The sequence below is a fragment of the Ensifer adhaerens genome (assembly GCF_001270265.1).
GTDB classification, from domain to species: domain Bacteria; phylum Pseudomonadota; class Alphaproteobacteria; order Rhizobiales; family Rhizobiaceae; genus Ensifer; species Ensifer adhaerens_B.
Genome location: NZ_LGAP01000046.1, coordinates 25,994 through 40,716, shown reverse-complemented (window position 1 = coordinate 40,716; position 14,723 = coordinate 25,994). Strand labels below are relative to the sequence as shown.

Below are 14,723 nucleotides of genomic sequence, written 5' to 3'. Positions count from 1 at the left end.
AATCAACGGGTTCATCATCGACGTCCGCAATGCTCCCAGACAAGTCCAGCAGCTCGCATTCGATAACGGCCTTATCCCCTACATCCCTGACGAAAAGCTGTAGATGTTAAGTCCGACAGGCTGCTAGCCGGGAGCGGGTTCGTCCGCGGTTATCGCTTTGCGCGAACGGGGCGTAAAATTGAAAACATGTGCATAATAGTCAAGTTTAAAATTCCGACTGGCGCCAACTTTTCCCGCGGAAGAAGGTGAGTGTGTCTCAATCGCCGCCATAGCGGGCGCCACCACTCTTAAAGCGCGTCGCGATCTCTAGGATTCGCTTGCCGCACTTTAAGTTCTTGTTTTTGCGCATGTCGTTATCGCAAAAACGCTGCACACTTTTGCGCGACAAGCATTAGGCGTGCCAGGCGCCACGAACGACGCGAAGCCGGCCAGTTTGCGAGACGCGAGATGGCTGCCACGGCAGCCCACCGGCATGACCAAAGCCCCGCGGCGATGGCGTTTGTGGCAATCCTCAAGCCGCAGAATCTGGCTGCCGCGGCAGCTTGGTCATTGATTGGGCGCAGGGCCGCCACTCCGTGCTGAACGCGCTTCCGGTCACAAACCGCGGACCACGATCCCGGTACGACCGAAGTGCTGCGTGCGACGATTGGCCTGGACGGGGAATACACAGCGGCGGTCGGTATTGGTGGAAGTGCCCGAAACCTGGTGATTGCTCGCGGGCACCCTGCCTGAACCCACAGGTCGCGCCAGCTCCGGACGGCGTATCCAATCAGCGGCCAACGCTGAACCTTCGCGGATGATGGGCGGCATGCATGCGCCAATGCCGCAGTTGACGGATTGGCGGCTAGCTCCGCATAACTTTCCGCATGGTATCGTCGCGGACGGTGGTATCGGAGGCGCCACCGACGAGGAGAACCTTCTTCGCCGCGTCTTCCGCGAGCGCCTCCCAGCTGTTTCTGATCGTTGTCGCCATCTGGATCCAGGATCGGTCGACACCGTTCTCCTCAAGCGCCACGATCAAAACATCCATCCGCTCGACGCACTCGTCGATGTTCACATGCAGCCGGGATACCTGGTCGAGGGTAATGCCGGGATGACCCAAGAGCCTTGGTATGGTTGTCGCCGCCTTTTTGACGAGCTCGTCTTCTTCGATCAACGATCGCTGCCACGCCTCACACATACGCGCCCCCATACTCATACTCCGCACGACAGGATCGGCGCAGGCTCCACGACGGTCAACTCACCAAAACGGGCATGAACGCGGCCATGCATCCGTCATACGGTGGAACCTTAGTCCCTCTGGACAGGTTGCGCGCCGCGAAAGATCGCGAACGAGCTAGGGAGTGATGATGGCAACAGATGTTTTCCGGCGGATCTACGGACGTAGCACGCCGCCGATCGCCATGGCGTCAAACGACCGTGATCTGATTGCGGCCGTTGCGTTTGGATTGATAAAGGCCCTCATCGGCCCGCCGCAAAATATCGCCGATCGCCGCGTCCGACCGGGAAATTTCCGTGAGGCCACCGCTGATCGTGGAGAAAAGCTCCAGCTTGTTCTGCAGTTCCAACGAGATCTGCTGACGCAGCCCGTCTGCGATCAGCTCGCCCTCGCCGCACGTCGTCGCCGGCATCAGCACAACGAACTCGTCGCCGCCAAGCCGTGCCAGGACGTCGTCCGGCCGCAGTGCCCGCCGGCAGACGGCCGCAATCGTCGCCAGCAGATCGTCGCCAACAGAGTGCCCAAGTTCGTCATTGACTGCCTTGAAATTGTCGACGTCGAACATCAGCAGGCATGTCGGCCGGCGAATACGTGGGGCCAGATCGAACTCGACCGCAAGCACGTCGAGCAGCTTTCGGCGATTGTAAACTCCGGTCAACGGATCGGTTTCGCTTTGCAGGCGCAGCTGATGCTCTACGGCATTCTTTTCAGTAATGTTGCTGGCAACCCAGACCACGGCGTCCTCGCCGTCGACGGGGAAATCGAGCGCCTGCACCCGCCCTTCAAACCAGATCGGATGATCGGGGCCGGCAGCTTCAAGGCCCTTAACATCGCTTCCTGCAAGACTGTATTCGACGATGTGCAACGCCTGGGACGCAAGCGCCTTTTCGATTTCCAGGGCAAACCACAGGGCCTTGTCATAGGCAAGAACATCAAAAACGCTTTGTCCGACAAGACTGCTGCCGTCATGATAGTAGCGGTGGTCGGCACCACCGAACAGGGCCGCATAGCGGCCGCTGCGCGTCAGGATAAACGCCGAGTCGGGCAAGGCGGCAAGAATGAGAGTGAGCTGATCGCGGGAGAACCGCACCTCGTTCTTCGCAGGTGCATCCTCAGCGGCATGACTAGACTAAATGTTCGCCTGGGACCGGGTGACCCGTCTCACAATATGCAGGTATCGAGGGTTGCGTAAGTTATCCTCGCACAGAGCCTCATGCATAGGAGACGGGCCATGGACGATAGTATCACGTATGTCGGTTTGGATGTTCACAAAGAGACGATCGCGGTGGCACTTGCCGATGGCGGGGGGCGCGGCGACGTGCGTGCATTCGGCCAAATCGTAAATACCCCTGCAGCTCTGGCGCGTATGCTGTCGAAGCTGTTGCAGCCAGGGCGGACGCTGAAGTTTTGCTACGAAGCAGGCCCCTGCGGCTATGGCATTCAGCGGCAGCTGTCTGCCGCAGGTCATGACTGCGTGGTCGTCGCTCCCTCTTTGATCCCTCGAAAGCCGGGCGATCGCATCAAGACAGACCGTCGAGATGCCAACAATCTGGCAAGGCTTCATCGCGCTGGGGAACTGAGCGCGGTTTGGATCCCCGATCCCGCCCATGAGGCGATGCGCGATCTGGTTCGGGCGCGCTTGGCTGCCGTGCGTAGTCTGCGGCAGGCTCGCCAGCAGCTCAGCGGGTTTCTACTGCGTCATGGCTGCCATTATGGCCGTCCAGCCTGGACGCAGATGCACCGCCGTTGGCTGGCAGGCCTTCGCTTCGAGCAACCAATCCACCACATTGTGCTCGAAGATCATATCGCGACGATCGAGGCTGCAACCGACCGGCGGGATCGGTTAACGAAACAAATCGAGATGATGTTGACCGACTGGTCGTTGGCACCCGTCGTGCACGCCCTGCAGTCGTTGCGCGGCATGGCTCTGGTGACGGCTGCCACGATGATTGCCGAACTCGGCGATCTCAGTCGCTTTACAAATCCTCGTCAACTCATGGCCTATCTGGGGCTTGTACCATCGGAGCATTCGAGCGGCGGAACTCGACGTCAGGGTGGAATCACCAAAGCAGGGAACACAACAGCACGTCGAATGCTGATTGAAGCGGCATGGAGTTACCGGTTTCCCGCAAGGATCAGCCGCGAACAATTGCTGCGCCAGGAGCAGCTCCCAAAAACGATCCGCGACACGGCATGGAAAGCGCAGGAGCGGCTGTGCCGTCGCTATCGAAAGCTCACGAAGGCCGGAAAGCCGGCCACGACCGTAACGACGGCGATTGCCCGTGAACTGTCTGGCTTCGTCTGGGCGATTGCCTGCCAGGTCGCGCCGCGTTGAACGCCGCCAAAGTGTAGATTAGCGAGGAGGAGAAGAGCCAATCAGAAAGCCATGTGCACCTGGGCAAGGCTGGGGGCACGGTCACGGCAGGAGAACCCTCGCTTCGACTATCAGCCGGTTTAATTCCGACGCTGCCAACTAGACTGAGGAAGCTCCGCGACGCATCAGGTCCGGCGGTAACCAACCCGCGTATCAGAGCATGATCAACCGTCGTTCATTGACCGTGCCTCCTGCTTTCCCCAGGACGCCCCCATACGAAACACCACGTCCGAGAAAATCGGGCGTGAGAATTTCTATTCCTGCTACTTGAAAAGGCGAACATGAGAGTCGATACGCTCATGACGATGGCATCCAGCATTATCTCCTTCCCTTGTCTCCTCTGCCAGGCACGGAAGAGCAGACGGCGTAGGCTTGCCTCGGAGCGAGGCTGTCGCACAAAACCTTCGAAATACTCAATTTTCCTAAGCTGCATCCATCAGCGTGCGTGGGGGATCCTCAAGGGCGCATCCGGAGGTGTGGAGGAACGCAAGCCACAAGTGGCAATGCCATGTTCGACAGCCGGTGGCCTCATGGTTTATGCACCAGACTCCGATGACGCCGGAGGCGCATAATGCAAACAGACGAACTGCAACTGAAATCCATGCGTCCGTTGCCGCCGCTCAATGCGCTGCGCGCCTTCGACGCGCTGGCCAGGTGCGGCAGCCTGCGTGCGGCCGCGATCGAGCTCGGCGTCGTGCCCGGTGCCGTGCGCCAGCAGCTTGCCAGTCTTGAGGAGCATTTCGGCTTTCCCCTGCTCGATCGCCAAGGTGGACGCGTGGCGCTCAATCCGGCAGGTCGACGGTTGGCCGATGCCGTCGGTGTCGCCTTCGACATCGTGTCCCGTGCGGCGGAAGAGATATCGTCGAGCGGCAGCACGGTCCGGCTGCGACTTGGCGCGCCGATGCCGATGGCATCGGCATGGCTCATGCCGCGCTTGGCGGCGTTGCAGCGCGCCGTCCCAGGACTCGAGGTCGACATCGTTCCGATTGCCGTCAACCAGTCGCTGACCGATATGCCCGAGATCGATGCCCTGATCGTCGGCGGCGAATACCGACCGCTGCCCGACATCGCTGCAACCGCTTTCATGGACGATCGGTTCGGCCCGGTGCTTGCGACCGGGCAACCGAGCCCCGGCAGTACGCCCGATCTCGCGGATATGACCGCGCTGGTCGCCCGAAACGTGCCCTACCTCTGGGACGACTGGTTTTGCGAAAGCGGCAATGCCCCGGTCCGCTTCCGCAAGCGGATCGAGATGGACGACCTCACGCTCGCGCTTAGTGCTGCCTGCAGCGGGCTCGGCGTCACCATCGCTCCTGCGGCATCGATCGAAGCGGAACTTGGTGCCGGTGTGCTCGAAGCGCCCTTTGGTTTTGTCAGCCGGCCGACCGGCTATCGGCTCTGCTGCCGCATTGCAGACAGGGATCGCAAGCCGATCGCAGCCCTTCGCACCTGGCTGCTCGCAGAGGGGCGGCGCCTGGAAGGAAAACTGCCCTCCGCCGCAGTTTAATGTCTCTGTCACGGCGCATGCTGCCCGGACTATCCTTGCCGGCACCATCGACAGACAGCCAGGACCATCACCATGAGCACCTCAAGCCAGCCATCCCGCATCGAGTGGGTCGGGCAAAGCTGCGCGCTTCTGCGCGCCACCGCCGCCGAGTTTCAGACAACCCGCCCGTTCAAGGGCTTGACGATCGGAACGGCGATCCATCTGGAGCCGAAGACGGTTGCGCTGCTGATGACGCTCAAGGCAGGCGGTGCAAAACTCGTGGCGACCGGCAATCTGAACAGCACCCAGCCGGCGACTGTCGACTATCTGAAAAGCCAGGGCATCGCTGTGATCGGCGGACAGACGACTGATGCGAAGGCGCATTCTGGCTTCATCGATGCGCTGCTCGATCATCAACCCGACCTGCTGCTCGACAATGGCGGCGACCTTTTCGCCCGTTTCGCCGAACGGCCCTATCGGAAACTGCTCGGTGGCACGGAGGAAACCACTTCCGGCCGGACACGGCTGGAGCCGATGCGCGGTGCCATCGGCCTACCGGTGCTGGTGATCAACGACAGCCCTATCAAGCAGTTTGCAGAAAACCGCCATGCGGTCGGCCAGAGCCTGTTCGAAAGCTACATGCGCTTCACCAATCGCTCGACCAATGGCAAGCGCGTAACGGTTTTCGGCTATGGCGCCTGCGGCAAGGGCAGCGCCGCTTACTTCCGCAATGCCTACAGCGCCGTTAGTGTTGTCGACGTCGATCCGGTTGCGGCACTCGAGGCCCATCTCGACGGCTTCTCGACGCCGAAACGCGATGACGCCATAGGCTTTGCGGACGTGATCGTCACGGTCACCGGCGCCGCCAATATTCTGAGGGCTTCCGATCTCGCAGCCCTCAAGGACGGCGTGGTCCTTCTCAACGGCGGGCACTTCCCGCACGAGATCGACGTTGCCGGCATGCGTGCCGACAACGCGGTGGTGGCGGCAGAAGCCTACGTCGACGAGGGCATCGAGACGCTCGTCCTTGCCGATGGACGCCGCATCCATATTCTCGGTGCCGGCCACATGGCCAATCTTGCCGGGCCAAGGGCACTTGGCAATTCGGTCGAATCCATGGATCTCGGCTTTGCGCTTCAGGCCCGCTGCCTGGAGCGGGTGGCGAGCCGCACGCTTGACGCCTCGATGTGCGTCGTGCCGGTGCCGAGGGACATCGACGCCCTGGTGGCATCCGCCTATCTCGAACTGCATCGCTGAGGGAACTGACATATGCTGCGCTGGGGAATTCTTGGAACGAGCTTCATCTCCGACACCATGGCCGAAGCCATCGTCGGGAGTGATGGATCGCGCGTCGAGGCCGTGGCCGGGCGCGATCCCCAACGGCTTTCGGATTTTTCCGCCCGGCACGGTATCGCAAAGCACTATTCCGGCTATGACGCGCTGCTCGACGATCCGGCCATCGATGTCGTCTATGTCGGCCTGCCCAACAACATGCATCACGAGGCGGTGATGCGTGCCGCGAACAAGGGCAAGGCCGTTCTGTCGGAGAAATCACTGACCACGACGATGGCCGAAGCAGACACCCTGGCGCAGGCCGTGCGCGCCAACGGCACCTTCTTTCTCGAGGGCTTGATGTATCTCTGCCATCCGTTGATGGCCAAGGCTGGCGGAATCCTCCAGTCCGGCCGGCTTGGGGCGATCCGTTCGGTATCCGGTCTCTACGCCGCCGATATCTGGAAATTCGTCAACCCTATGGGCAAGGGCACGATCTTCAATCTCGGTTGCTATCCGGCTTCGCTGCTGCATTACGTGATCCAGACGGCCTGCGGACAGGATGTCTTTTCGAGACGAGCGACCACCGCCTTCGGAAACGTTTCGCCGCATGACGGCAATATCTGCGACGCAAGCCTGTCGGTTCGTTTCGACAATGGCGTCCTCGCCACGCTGCAGTCGACCGACAGCTTCGGCATGTCCTTCGCATTTGCCATCCATGGGGAGCGCGGGTCCTTGCGGTTCCTGACCAATCCGTGGCTGCCGGTGGCGGGCGAAAATCGCTTGGAGTTTTGCGAATATGGGCATCCGCCCGAGGAGATCGTGGTGTTCTCCGAACACGACGCGTTCGGGCATCAGGTGCGACTGGTGGAGAGATGCCTGAAGGCAGGGCTGAAGGAAGCGCCGCGCTCCGCGCCACGGCTGGCAGATTCGCTTGAGATCATGTCGCTGCTGTCCGACTGGGACGAGCAGGCGAGAATGTCATCCGCCGGAAGCAGCGCGTAGCCCTCCCCTCCAAAAAGAGCTGCCGCGCCGTCGCCGCACATTTTCGACCTCCCGGGCGTGCCGAGTGGCGACGCCACCAAAAATGAATGCGGCCACACCTTGCACACCGTTTCAAACGTCATGGTTTGTGCGTAACAATTTCGAACCGCGCGAGGGGCGCGCGGCTTTTTTGGGGGACTTATGAAAAGATTGTTGCTCACTGCAGCGCTGTTTCTGGCCGCAGCCGCGGCCGGAAACGCCCAGACCGTCAATGCCGGCAAGTACACCGTCGAAGGCACGAACCTGGATGGCTCCAGCTATTCCGGTACGGCGGAAATCACGCTTGCCAGCGAGACCACCTGCGTCATCGAATGGGACACGGCCGGCGTGAAATCAACCGGCGTCTGCATGCTCAATGGCAACGCCTTCGCCGCCGCCTACGTCCTGGGCGATGCCCTCGGCCTCATCGTCTACAAGGTCAACGGCGACGGTTCGCTGGACGGCACCTGGACGATTACCGGCAAGGATGGAAGCGGCACCGAAACCCTGACCGAAGCGAAGTAACCTTCGCCACGGGGTGCCCGCGAACGGACGGGTGAAATCGAGACGCCCAGAAAGTAAGCAAACACCTGCGACGAGCAATTACCCCTCGCAGGTGTTTTGTTTTGGGCGTGAAGCCTAAGAGAGTTCCACCTTCGCGGTTTTCTCCCTGTACTCCTTCTTTGGATCGCTGCCCAAGAGTAGCTTGAGACCGGCAAACAGGCTGGTCTCATTGAGCCAGATTTCACCCTCGCTCGGCTCGAAACGCAGCAGGGCGAGTTGGGGGTCGTCCTTGCCTCCCTCGTACCAGGCGGCGATATACTGGTTCCACAGCCGATCGATCACGGCGCGGTCGTTATCGACGCGAAGGAACCCGTGAACAGTTGCAAACAGTTCGTGATCCTTGGATGCGAAGGCGAACATGGCAGGCGTCTTCGCGGCGGCATTCTGCGACACGACGGCACTCCTGACGGTGAAGAACCAGATCGGGCCTTGCTCGCCCTCGATCTGCGCCGTCATCGGACGCGTGTGCCCATGCTCCGTTCTCTCCTGCTTGCCGGCGGGTTGATGGAACTCGAGGGGCGCATCGTTATGTGGACGCTCGCCCTCATCGTCGAATACACCTCACCAGCCTTCAGATACAACGTGCCGCTCATCGGCAAATCGCATGACGAGACGCTCCATGTGTCCGGCGCCCACATGGCGGAGCGCTGCGCGCTGTTCGTGATCATCTGCCTCGGCGAAACGATCCTGACCACCGGCCGCAATGCGGCGGAGCACATGGCGGATGACATGACCTTTGTCGTGTTCTGCAGCGCATTCCTCAGCACCGGCTTCATGTGGTGGATCTATTTCCACCACGGCCAGGAGAAGGCCGCGTCGAAAGCCGAGGCGACATCGAGGCCGGAAACCTTGGCACTCAACCTTTTCACCTACGGCCACCTGCCTGTTGTCGCCGGCATCATCCTCACGGCGGTCGGGGAGGATTTCAGCCTGTCGCACGCCGAAGAACCCAGCTCGCTGACACATGCGTCGCCATGCTCGGCGGCCCGGCCTTCTTCCTCAGTGGAAACATCTGGATCAAGGCCGTGGCAACCCGGCAGTTCCCCGTCTCGCATATCGCTGGGCTCGCGCTTCTCGCCGCCGCGGTCCTCATTGTGCCTGTTGCCCCCAACTACATCGTACAGGCCGTGGCGACTGCGGTGTTGTTCATCGTGGCCCTGTGGGAATACCTGGCCCTGCGTCGTCTTGCAGCTTCGACCGCCTGAAGCTCGCGGCCCTAGGTGAACACTACCGCCTCTCAGCAGCGACCCGCCTCTTGGGCGCTGCGAGGAACTTAATCGGCGTCTGCGCATTCACGAATGCGCAGACCTGGAGGGACACTTGCACACATTGACCCGCAAACGGGACCTTCGGAAGGCCGAGCCTCTCTGGGCCGACACGCCGCGCCACGCGGTGAGAACGCAGAAGCGGCTCGCCGCTCACGATATCGACGTTCTGATCGTCGGCGCCGGGATCAGCGGTGCGCTGATGGCCAATGCTCTGATCGGCCACAATCTGCGCATACTGGTGGTCGATCGCCGAAAGCCGATAAGCGGCAGTAGCATGGCCAGCACCGCGATGATCCAGCATGAAATCGACGTGCCGCTGAACCAGTTGAATCGTCTGCGTGGAACGGTTGAGGCAGCGCGTATCTGGCAGCGCTCAGCGAAGGCTGTCGAACACCTTGCATCGCTCGTCGATGCCCTGCAGATCGCCTGTCAGTTCGAGCGCAAGAAAACGCTCTACCTCTCCGGCTCGTGCTACGGCGCGCGCGCACTTCAGGTGGAAGTCGAGGCACGTGAGGCTGCCAATCTTGCAGCAACGCTTCTGCCTCGGGCGGAGCTGCGCGACAGGTTCGACATCGATCGAACGGCGGCGATCGAGACCCAAATTTCCGCAGCGGCGAATCCGGCCCAGTTGACAGCCGGCTTTCTCCGGCATGTCCAGGCCAATAAAATCCCCATCGTCGAAAATGTCGACATCACCGATATCAGGGAGGTCGAAAGCCGAAATGCGGTTGCAACGTCCGACGGCCGGATCATCATCGCGACCCATGTGGTCTTCTGCACCGGCTACGAGTTTCTGGAAGCTGTCGCGAACAAGAACCATGCCATTGTCTCGACCTGGGCACTGGCGACCAAGCCTCGCCATCCGCGACCGGAATGGCTCGACGACTATCTCGTCTGGGAAGGCGCCGACCCGTATCTCTACTTCCGTTCGACTAAAGACGGCCGCATCATCGTCGGCGGCGAGGACGAGAAAAGCGAGGACGCGTTCCAGGATCCGGCGAAGCTAAAGGCCAAGTCTGACGTCCTGCGCGAGAAGCTCTCCGACGTCATCGGGATAAAGATCGGCGAGCCAGACTACCGCTGGGCCGCCGCCTTCGGCGTTACCGCGCAGGGCCTGCCGATGATTGGTCGTGTTCCTGGCATGCGGAACGCCTTCGCAACCGTGGGCTATGGCGGTAACGGCATCACTTTCAGCCAGATCGCCGCCGAGATCATTTCGTCGAACATATTGGGCCATGCCGACCCGGACGGTTCGCTGTTTCCTTTCGTCTAGGGTCGGCGGGCAGGCGAGCGCCTTTACGGGCCGATCGTTGGTGATAGTTTCCGATAAAACATGGGGGAATAGGCTTGGGCAAGGCAATCGATCAAATCCGGGATCTCGGCGCGCCCTCGATGCAGGGCGTGCGCCCGGCCATGCCCACGTCGCTGACCCTTGTCGGCGCCGCTGCCGTTCTCTACCTCGCGCGTGACGTTTTCCTTCCGATCGCCGTCGCGCTGCTGCTGACCTTCGCGCTGGCACCTGTCGTCGCGGCGCTGCGCCGGATCGGCCTGCCCCGGGCATTTGCGGTGATTTCCACCGCGTTGATTACCTTTACCTTGATCGGCATATTCAGCCTCATCGTTGCGCTGCAGGTCGCAGAACTGGCGAAGAACCTCCCGGCCTATCAATCAAACATCGTCATGAAGGTGAAGACCCTGAAGGAGGCCGGTTCCGAAAACGGCATCATCGATCGAATTGGAAACGTCGTCGAACGCATCAACCGCGAAATAAACCGCCCGACGGCGGAGACTCCGATCGGTGTTGAAAGCCCTGCGAGAGACCCGCTGCTGGTCGAGATCTATTCTCGCGACAATCCGATACAGGTCCTCACCAATATCATCGCGCCGCTCATCGGTCCGGTGGCGATGGCCGGCCTTGTGGTGGTGGTTGTCATCTTCATGCTGCTGGAGCGGGAGGATCTGAGAGATCGGTTCATCCGGCTGGCCGGTTTCGGCGATCTGCACCGAACCACCGAAGGCCTGCAGGACGCAGGTACGCGTGTCGGCCACTACCTGCTGATGCAGCTGATCGTGAACTCTGCCTATGGCCTGCCCGTCGCTGTCGGCCTCTGGTTCATCGGTATACCCAATGCGGTGCTTTGGGGGCTGCTGGCAATCGTCCTGCGTTTCGTCCCCTATATCGGGCCGATCATTGCCATGGTGCTGCCGCTCTTCCTGTCGGTGGCGGTCGACAGCGGCTGGTCCATGCTGCTGTGGACGGCCGGCCTGTTCGTCGCGATGGAGCTGGTGATCAACAATGTGGTCGAGCCAATGCTCTACGGCTCCAAGACCGGACTGTCTCCGCTCGCGATCATCGTATCCGCAATTTTCTGGGCCTGGATCTGGGGGCCGGTCGGCCTGATCCTGTCGACACCGCTGACGGTCTGTCTCGTCGTTCTCGGCAAGCATGTGCCGCAATTCGAATTTCTGCAGGTGCTTTTCGGCAGCGACCCGGTGCTCGCGCCGCACGCACGTCTCTACCAGCGGCTTCTGGCCGGCGATCCGGACGAAGGGACCGATCAGGCCGAGGAAATTCTCGAGGAGGAATACCTCGTCGATTACTATGCCGCTGTCGCAATGCCCGCCCTGGCGCTGGCGGAACAGGATCGTGCCCGTGGGGTAATGAACGACGAGCAGCGGCTGCGCGTGGCTGCAAGTGGCATGTCGCTAGTGTCCAACCTCGAAGACATTGCGATCGAGGAAAGTCAGGATGATGATCAGGGTGAGGTCGAGAACCTGGACGAGAAGGGCGAACCGGCAAACCAGCCCATTCCGGATGGCGAAGGAATGACCATCCTGTGCGTCGGCGGGAGGGGCGAGATCGACGACGTCTCCGCCGCCATGCTCGCCCAGGTGCTGCGCGCCGAAGGGGCCGCTGCGACGGCACTGAGTTTTCACGAGATCGAACCGGCCAATATCCGCAAGCTCCACACCGACGCCATCGACGCGATCGTCGTTTGTTTTCTCAACCGGGATTCGATCAAGCACGCGCGCTTCGTCGTGCGCCGCCTCAAGCGCGTCAATGCCAATGCGAGGGTGGGCATCGTTATCTGGGACACCTCTACCTACCGCGAAGCGGGCCAGCGCAAAGCAGATATAAGCGCGGAGGAAATGCCAGGCGCCGACTTCGTTGCATCAGACATGACGATGGCGGCAATTGAAGCGCTGACGAAACGACCATCGATCCCGCTTGCGACCCCAAGCAAGACCAAGGCACGACGGCGACTGGTGCCGCAACACGCACAATGACGCCCGTGGTGCAGGTCATCGGGGCTTACGCCGGCGACGGAAAGAGACTTAAGGATCCCGCAATCGAGCGCCTTCCCGCTCCATCGCAAGCAGGCTTCCGACCAAAGCGGAAGCCACTAATTACGCTTTAGTCAAACATTTCAGGTTCGGAACAGAGCCATACCTCGCGCGTTGACTGACGAGACCCAACCGACAAATCCGTCGGTCGGCCAAGGAGGATATCCCAATGTATGGCAAATATTTGTATGCAGCAGCGATGGTTTTCGGTCTGGCGACGCCGGCGGTTTCGCAGTCCGACATCGTGTGCGACGAGGCATCACTGACGAAGCTCGAGTCTGAGGTGAATTCGATTTCGGATGGCGCCAAGAAGATCGAGGTGACGAAGGAAGTCGGCATGGCCAAGGATGCCATGGCTGCCAACGACATGGAAAAATGCAAGTCTCATATGGGCAACGCGGTCAAGGGCAAGGACGCGATGTAGTCCGGCCGGCTTCGTCCATCCGGTCGCTCCCCATCAACAGCACATCACGATGGGCGGACAAATCAAAAGCGCCCGCTCGGGTCCGAGCGGGCGCTTGATGAAATCGTCAACGGGTCTCAGGCGCGATTAGCGGCCGAAGGCAGCCCGGGCAATGCTCGGGATGTCGGCGCGCTCGATGCCGAGGTCGCGCAGTTCGCGCGAGGACATGCGGCCCAGTTCGGAGACCGTCTGCCGGTACTTGCGCCAGTTGTTGAAAGAGCGTGCTACGTTCATGATGATCCCCTTTCCGTGGGCTTTCGAAGCCTAGCTGCCAGTCCTTGGCGCTTCGTTCGCTTCGATGAGGGGAACATAGGCGATAGCCCCCGCTTGCAGCAGCGCTAAGACTTCACTCCACCCCTGCAAGCCGCGCATGGATCATTGTGTTCGTGGCATGCCGCTGTCGAGACATGGAATGCGATGGACACTGCTGGTAAGGTCAAAGCGAGCGACGGCCGGCCTCCTGTTCGCTGGCGCTTTCCATCGCCATTTTCAGCCGGGTCCACCCGGGGCATGGGTGCCTCCCCTGTCGCAAAGACGATCCCAACACTGGGTCTGATCTCGCGGATAGCCACGGCCAGATCGCCGCCCTGCCTATCCGGCAGCCCGATATCGGTTAGCCGGAAATCGCCTGCCCGCCCCTCAATGGTCCATCCGCCATATCCGATCGATGACTTCGAAGGCGAGCGCGACGTTGGGATCAGTGCGTCGGGGCCGAAGACAGACGAAGCCGAGCGTGGTTTCGAGTTTGACCCGGTCGGCAATGACAAGGCCGTTCGCCTGGTGTTCGCTGAGCGCGATCGATTCCCGGCAGAGGCTGAGGCCGAGCCCCGTGCGAACCATGGCCAGCATCGACGTTTCCTGATCGACGAGGGCAACGACGTTCTGCCTGAGGTTCAGATCGCCGAGCTTCCTGGCAAGCAGCCGATGATGAACGGACGCCGGCGGCGTTCCGATCCAGGGCAGTGCCGCAAGCTCGCTCCAGTCCTTACCCGTGACGATGCCGGCAAACGCCGGCGGTGCGACGACGCGATAGGTCAGCCTCGACAGCGGCTTGACGAAGAACTGCGCCTCTGACTCCTGAACCTGGACATCCGTGCTTGTGCCGAAATCATCGAGGTCGCCGAGAAAGAACCCGACATCGAGTTCGTTGCGCTTCAGACCGATCGCGACTTCACCACTCATGCCCTGGCGTAGGGTGGTTTCAATACCCGGCCCGCTTTCGACCAGGGCCTGGAGAAAGGCGCCAAGCCGGGTGAACTCCGGGTCGATGATCGTGCCGATCCGCAGCTTGCCGCGAAGCTGCGCCGTCAGGTGCATCGCCGTCTGCCTGAACTCGGTCACGGACGCCAGCACCTGCTCGCCCTTGGCCGCCAGCAGCGCGCCGTCGCGCGTCAGTTCGAGCCCACTTGCGGTTCGATGAAACAGTTTAAGGCCGAGTTCCTGGGACAGGCGCTTCACCTGCAGGCTGACGGCAGGCTGGGTCAGATGCAAGAGCTCGGACGCCCGCGTGACGTTTCCTTCCCGCGCCACGGTGACGAAGGCCCGCAGCAATCGCAGGTCCAGATGATCAGCCATATAAATATCCTCTATAATTCTTAGGCGTATTTATCATTGGATTTCACCATTCGGTAGCCGTTTACTGATTTTTGGAGGATCGCAATGCCGCGATCGTCGATGGAAATTATAAACGGCACGATGGTCTTCGGCCG

At 61.0% G+C, this 14,723-nt stretch carries 14 protein-coding genes; 9 read left to right on the top strand and 5 right to left on the bottom strand.

What is annotated here, in order from left to right; translation table 11 throughout:
* Window positions 1-844: 844 nt before the first annotated feature.
* Together AC244_RS32950 and AC244_RS32945 are read right to left on the bottom strand one after the other, a co-directional pair.
* Window positions 845-1,156, bottom strand: coding sequence for a hypothetical protein (locus AC244_RS32950; RefSeq protein WP_152976220.1), 312 nt, complete (start codon window positions 1,154-1,156; stop codon window positions 845-847).
* Window positions 1,157-1,409: 253 nt separating this feature from the next.
* Entirely contained in the window at window positions 1,410-2,309 is a 900-nt protein-coding gene (locus tag AC244_RS32945) for a GGDEF domain-containing protein (RefSeq protein ID WP_053253036.1), read from the bottom strand.
* A gap of 141 nt (window positions 2,310-2,450) precedes the next feature.
* On the opposite strand from AC244_RS32945, the gene AC244_RS32940 reads away from it, so the two are divergent.
* The 5 genes from AC244_RS32940 (at window position 2,451) to AC244_RS32920 (ending at window position 7,899) form a co-directional block, all read left to right on the top strand.
* Window positions 2,451-3,554 carry an IS110 family transposase gene (locus AC244_RS32940; protein WP_053253035.1) on the top strand — a complete coding sequence of 368 codons (1,104 nt, stop codon included), beginning with the start codon at window positions 2,451-2,453 and terminating at the stop codon, window positions 3,552-3,554.
* A gap of 610 nt (window positions 3,555-4,164) precedes the next feature.
* Window positions 4,165-5,100: a LysR substrate-binding domain-containing protein gene (locus AC244_RS32935; RefSeq protein WP_152976219.1), complete on the top strand. Its 936-nt coding sequence runs from the start codon at window positions 4,165-4,167 to the stop codon at window positions 5,098-5,100.
* A gap of 72 nt (window positions 5,101-5,172) precedes the next feature.
* Window positions 5,173-6,336 carry an adenosylhomocysteinase gene (locus AC244_RS32930; protein ID WP_053253034.1) on the top strand — a complete coding sequence of 388 codons (1,164 nt, stop codon included), beginning with the start codon at window positions 5,173-5,175 and terminating at the stop codon, window positions 6,334-6,336.
* 12 nt (window positions 6,337-6,348) lie between these two features.
* Window positions 6,349-7,356, top strand: coding sequence for a Gfo/Idh/MocA family protein (locus AC244_RS32925; RefSeq protein ID WP_053253033.1), 1,008 nt, complete (start codon window positions 6,349-6,351; stop codon window positions 7,354-7,356).
* Between the two features lie 180 nt (window positions 7,357-7,536).
* On the top strand, window positions 7,537-7,899 hold the full coding sequence (locus AC244_RS32920; protein WP_053253032.1) for a hypothetical protein: 363 nt from the start codon (window positions 7,537-7,539) through the stop codon (window positions 7,897-7,899).
* Window positions 7,900-8,013: 114 nt separating this feature from the next.
* Here AC244_RS32920 and AC244_RS32915 read toward each other — a convergent pair whose 3' ends face one another.
* Window positions 8,014-8,394, bottom strand: coding sequence for a pyridoxamine 5'-phosphate oxidase family protein (locus AC244_RS32915; protein WP_053253031.1), 381 nt, complete (start codon window positions 8,392-8,394; stop codon window positions 8,014-8,016).
* A gap of 48 nt (window positions 8,395-8,442) precedes the next feature.
* On the opposite strand from AC244_RS32915, the gene AC244_RS35975 reads away from it, so the two are divergent.
* From AC244_RS35975 to AC244_RS32890, 4 genes are all read left to right on the top strand, one after another.
* Window positions 8,443-9,162 carry a low temperature requirement protein A gene (locus AC244_RS35975; RefSeq protein ID WP_234717105.1) on the top strand — a complete coding sequence of 240 codons (720 nt, stop codon included), beginning with the start codon at window positions 8,443-8,445 and terminating at the stop codon, window positions 9,160-9,162.
* A gap of 96 nt (window positions 9,163-9,258) precedes the next feature.
* Window positions 9,259-10,479: an NAD(P)/FAD-dependent oxidoreductase gene (locus AC244_RS32900; protein WP_053253028.1), complete on the top strand. Its 1,221-nt coding sequence runs from the start codon at window positions 9,259-9,261 to the stop codon at window positions 10,477-10,479.
* Window positions 10,480-10,553: 74 nt separating this feature from the next.
* Window positions 10,554-12,494, top strand: a complete 1,941-nt coding sequence (locus tag AC244_RS32895; protein ID WP_414735987.1) for an AI-2E family transporter — start codon at window positions 10,554-10,556, stop codon at window positions 12,492-12,494.
* Window positions 12,495-12,720: 226 nt separating this feature from the next.
* Window positions 12,721-12,975 carry a hypothetical protein gene (locus tag AC244_RS32890; RefSeq protein ID WP_053253026.1) on the top strand — a complete coding sequence of 85 codons (255 nt, stop codon included), beginning with the start codon at window positions 12,721-12,723 and terminating at the stop codon, window positions 12,973-12,975.
* Between the two features lie 126 nt (window positions 12,976-13,101).
* On the opposite strand, the gene AC244_RS35970 is transcribed toward AC244_RS32890, so the two are convergent.
* Both AC244_RS35970 and AC244_RS32885 read right to left on the bottom strand, forming a co-directional pair.
* The gene (locus tag AC244_RS35970; RefSeq protein WP_082367316.1) at window positions 13,102-13,248 is read right to left on the bottom strand and encodes a DUF1127 domain-containing protein; all 147 of its coding nucleotides are present in this window, start codon (window positions 13,246-13,248) and stop codon (window positions 13,102-13,104) included.
* A 405-nt stretch (window positions 13,249-13,653) separates the two neighbouring features.
* A complete protein-coding gene (locus tag AC244_RS32885) occupies window positions 13,654-14,589 on the bottom strand; it encodes a LysR family transcriptional regulator (protein ID WP_053253025.1) in 936 nt (311 codons plus the stop codon).
* Between the last annotated feature and the right edge of the window lie 134 nt (window positions 14,590-14,723).

Excerpts from the sequence above, each read along its gene's own strand:
- AC244_RS32940 (WP_053253035.1), top strand. The coding sequence starts at position 2,451 with ATGGACGATAGTATCACGTATGTCGGTTTGGATGTTCACAAAGAGACG.
- AC244_RS32935 (WP_152976219.1), top strand. The coding sequence starts at position 4,165 with ATGCAAACAGACGAACTGCAACTGAAATCCATGCGTCCGTTGCCGCCG.
- AC244_RS32930 (WP_053253034.1), top strand. The coding sequence starts at position 5,173 with ATGAGCACCTCAAGCCAGCCATCCCGCATCGAGTGGGTCGGGCAAAGC.
- AC244_RS32925 (WP_053253033.1), top strand. The coding sequence starts at position 6,349 with ATGCTGCGCTGGGGAATTCTTGGAACGAGCTTCATCTCCGACACCATG.
- AC244_RS32920 (WP_053253032.1), top strand. The coding sequence starts at position 7,537 with ATGAAAAGATTGTTGCTCACTGCAGCGCTGTTTCTGGCCGCAGCCGCG.
- AC244_RS32915 (WP_053253031.1), bottom strand. The coding sequence starts at position 8,394 with ATGACGGCGCAGATCGAGGGCGAGCAAGGCCCGATCTGGTTCTTCACC.
- AC244_RS35975 (WP_234717105.1), top strand. The coding sequence starts at position 8,443 with ATGGAACTCGAGGGGCGCATCGTTATGTGGACGCTCGCCCTCATCGTC.
- AC244_RS32890 (WP_053253026.1), top strand. The coding sequence starts at position 12,721 with ATGTATGGCAAATATTTGTATGCAGCAGCGATGGTTTTCGGTCTGGCG.
- AC244_RS35970 (WP_082367316.1), bottom strand. The coding sequence starts at position 13,248 with ATGAACGTAGCACGCTCTTTCAACAACTGGCGCAAGTACCGGCAGACG.
- AC244_RS32885 (WP_053253025.1), bottom strand. The coding sequence starts at position 14,589 with ATGGCTGATCATCTGGACCTGCGATTGCTGCGGGCCTTCGTCACCGTG.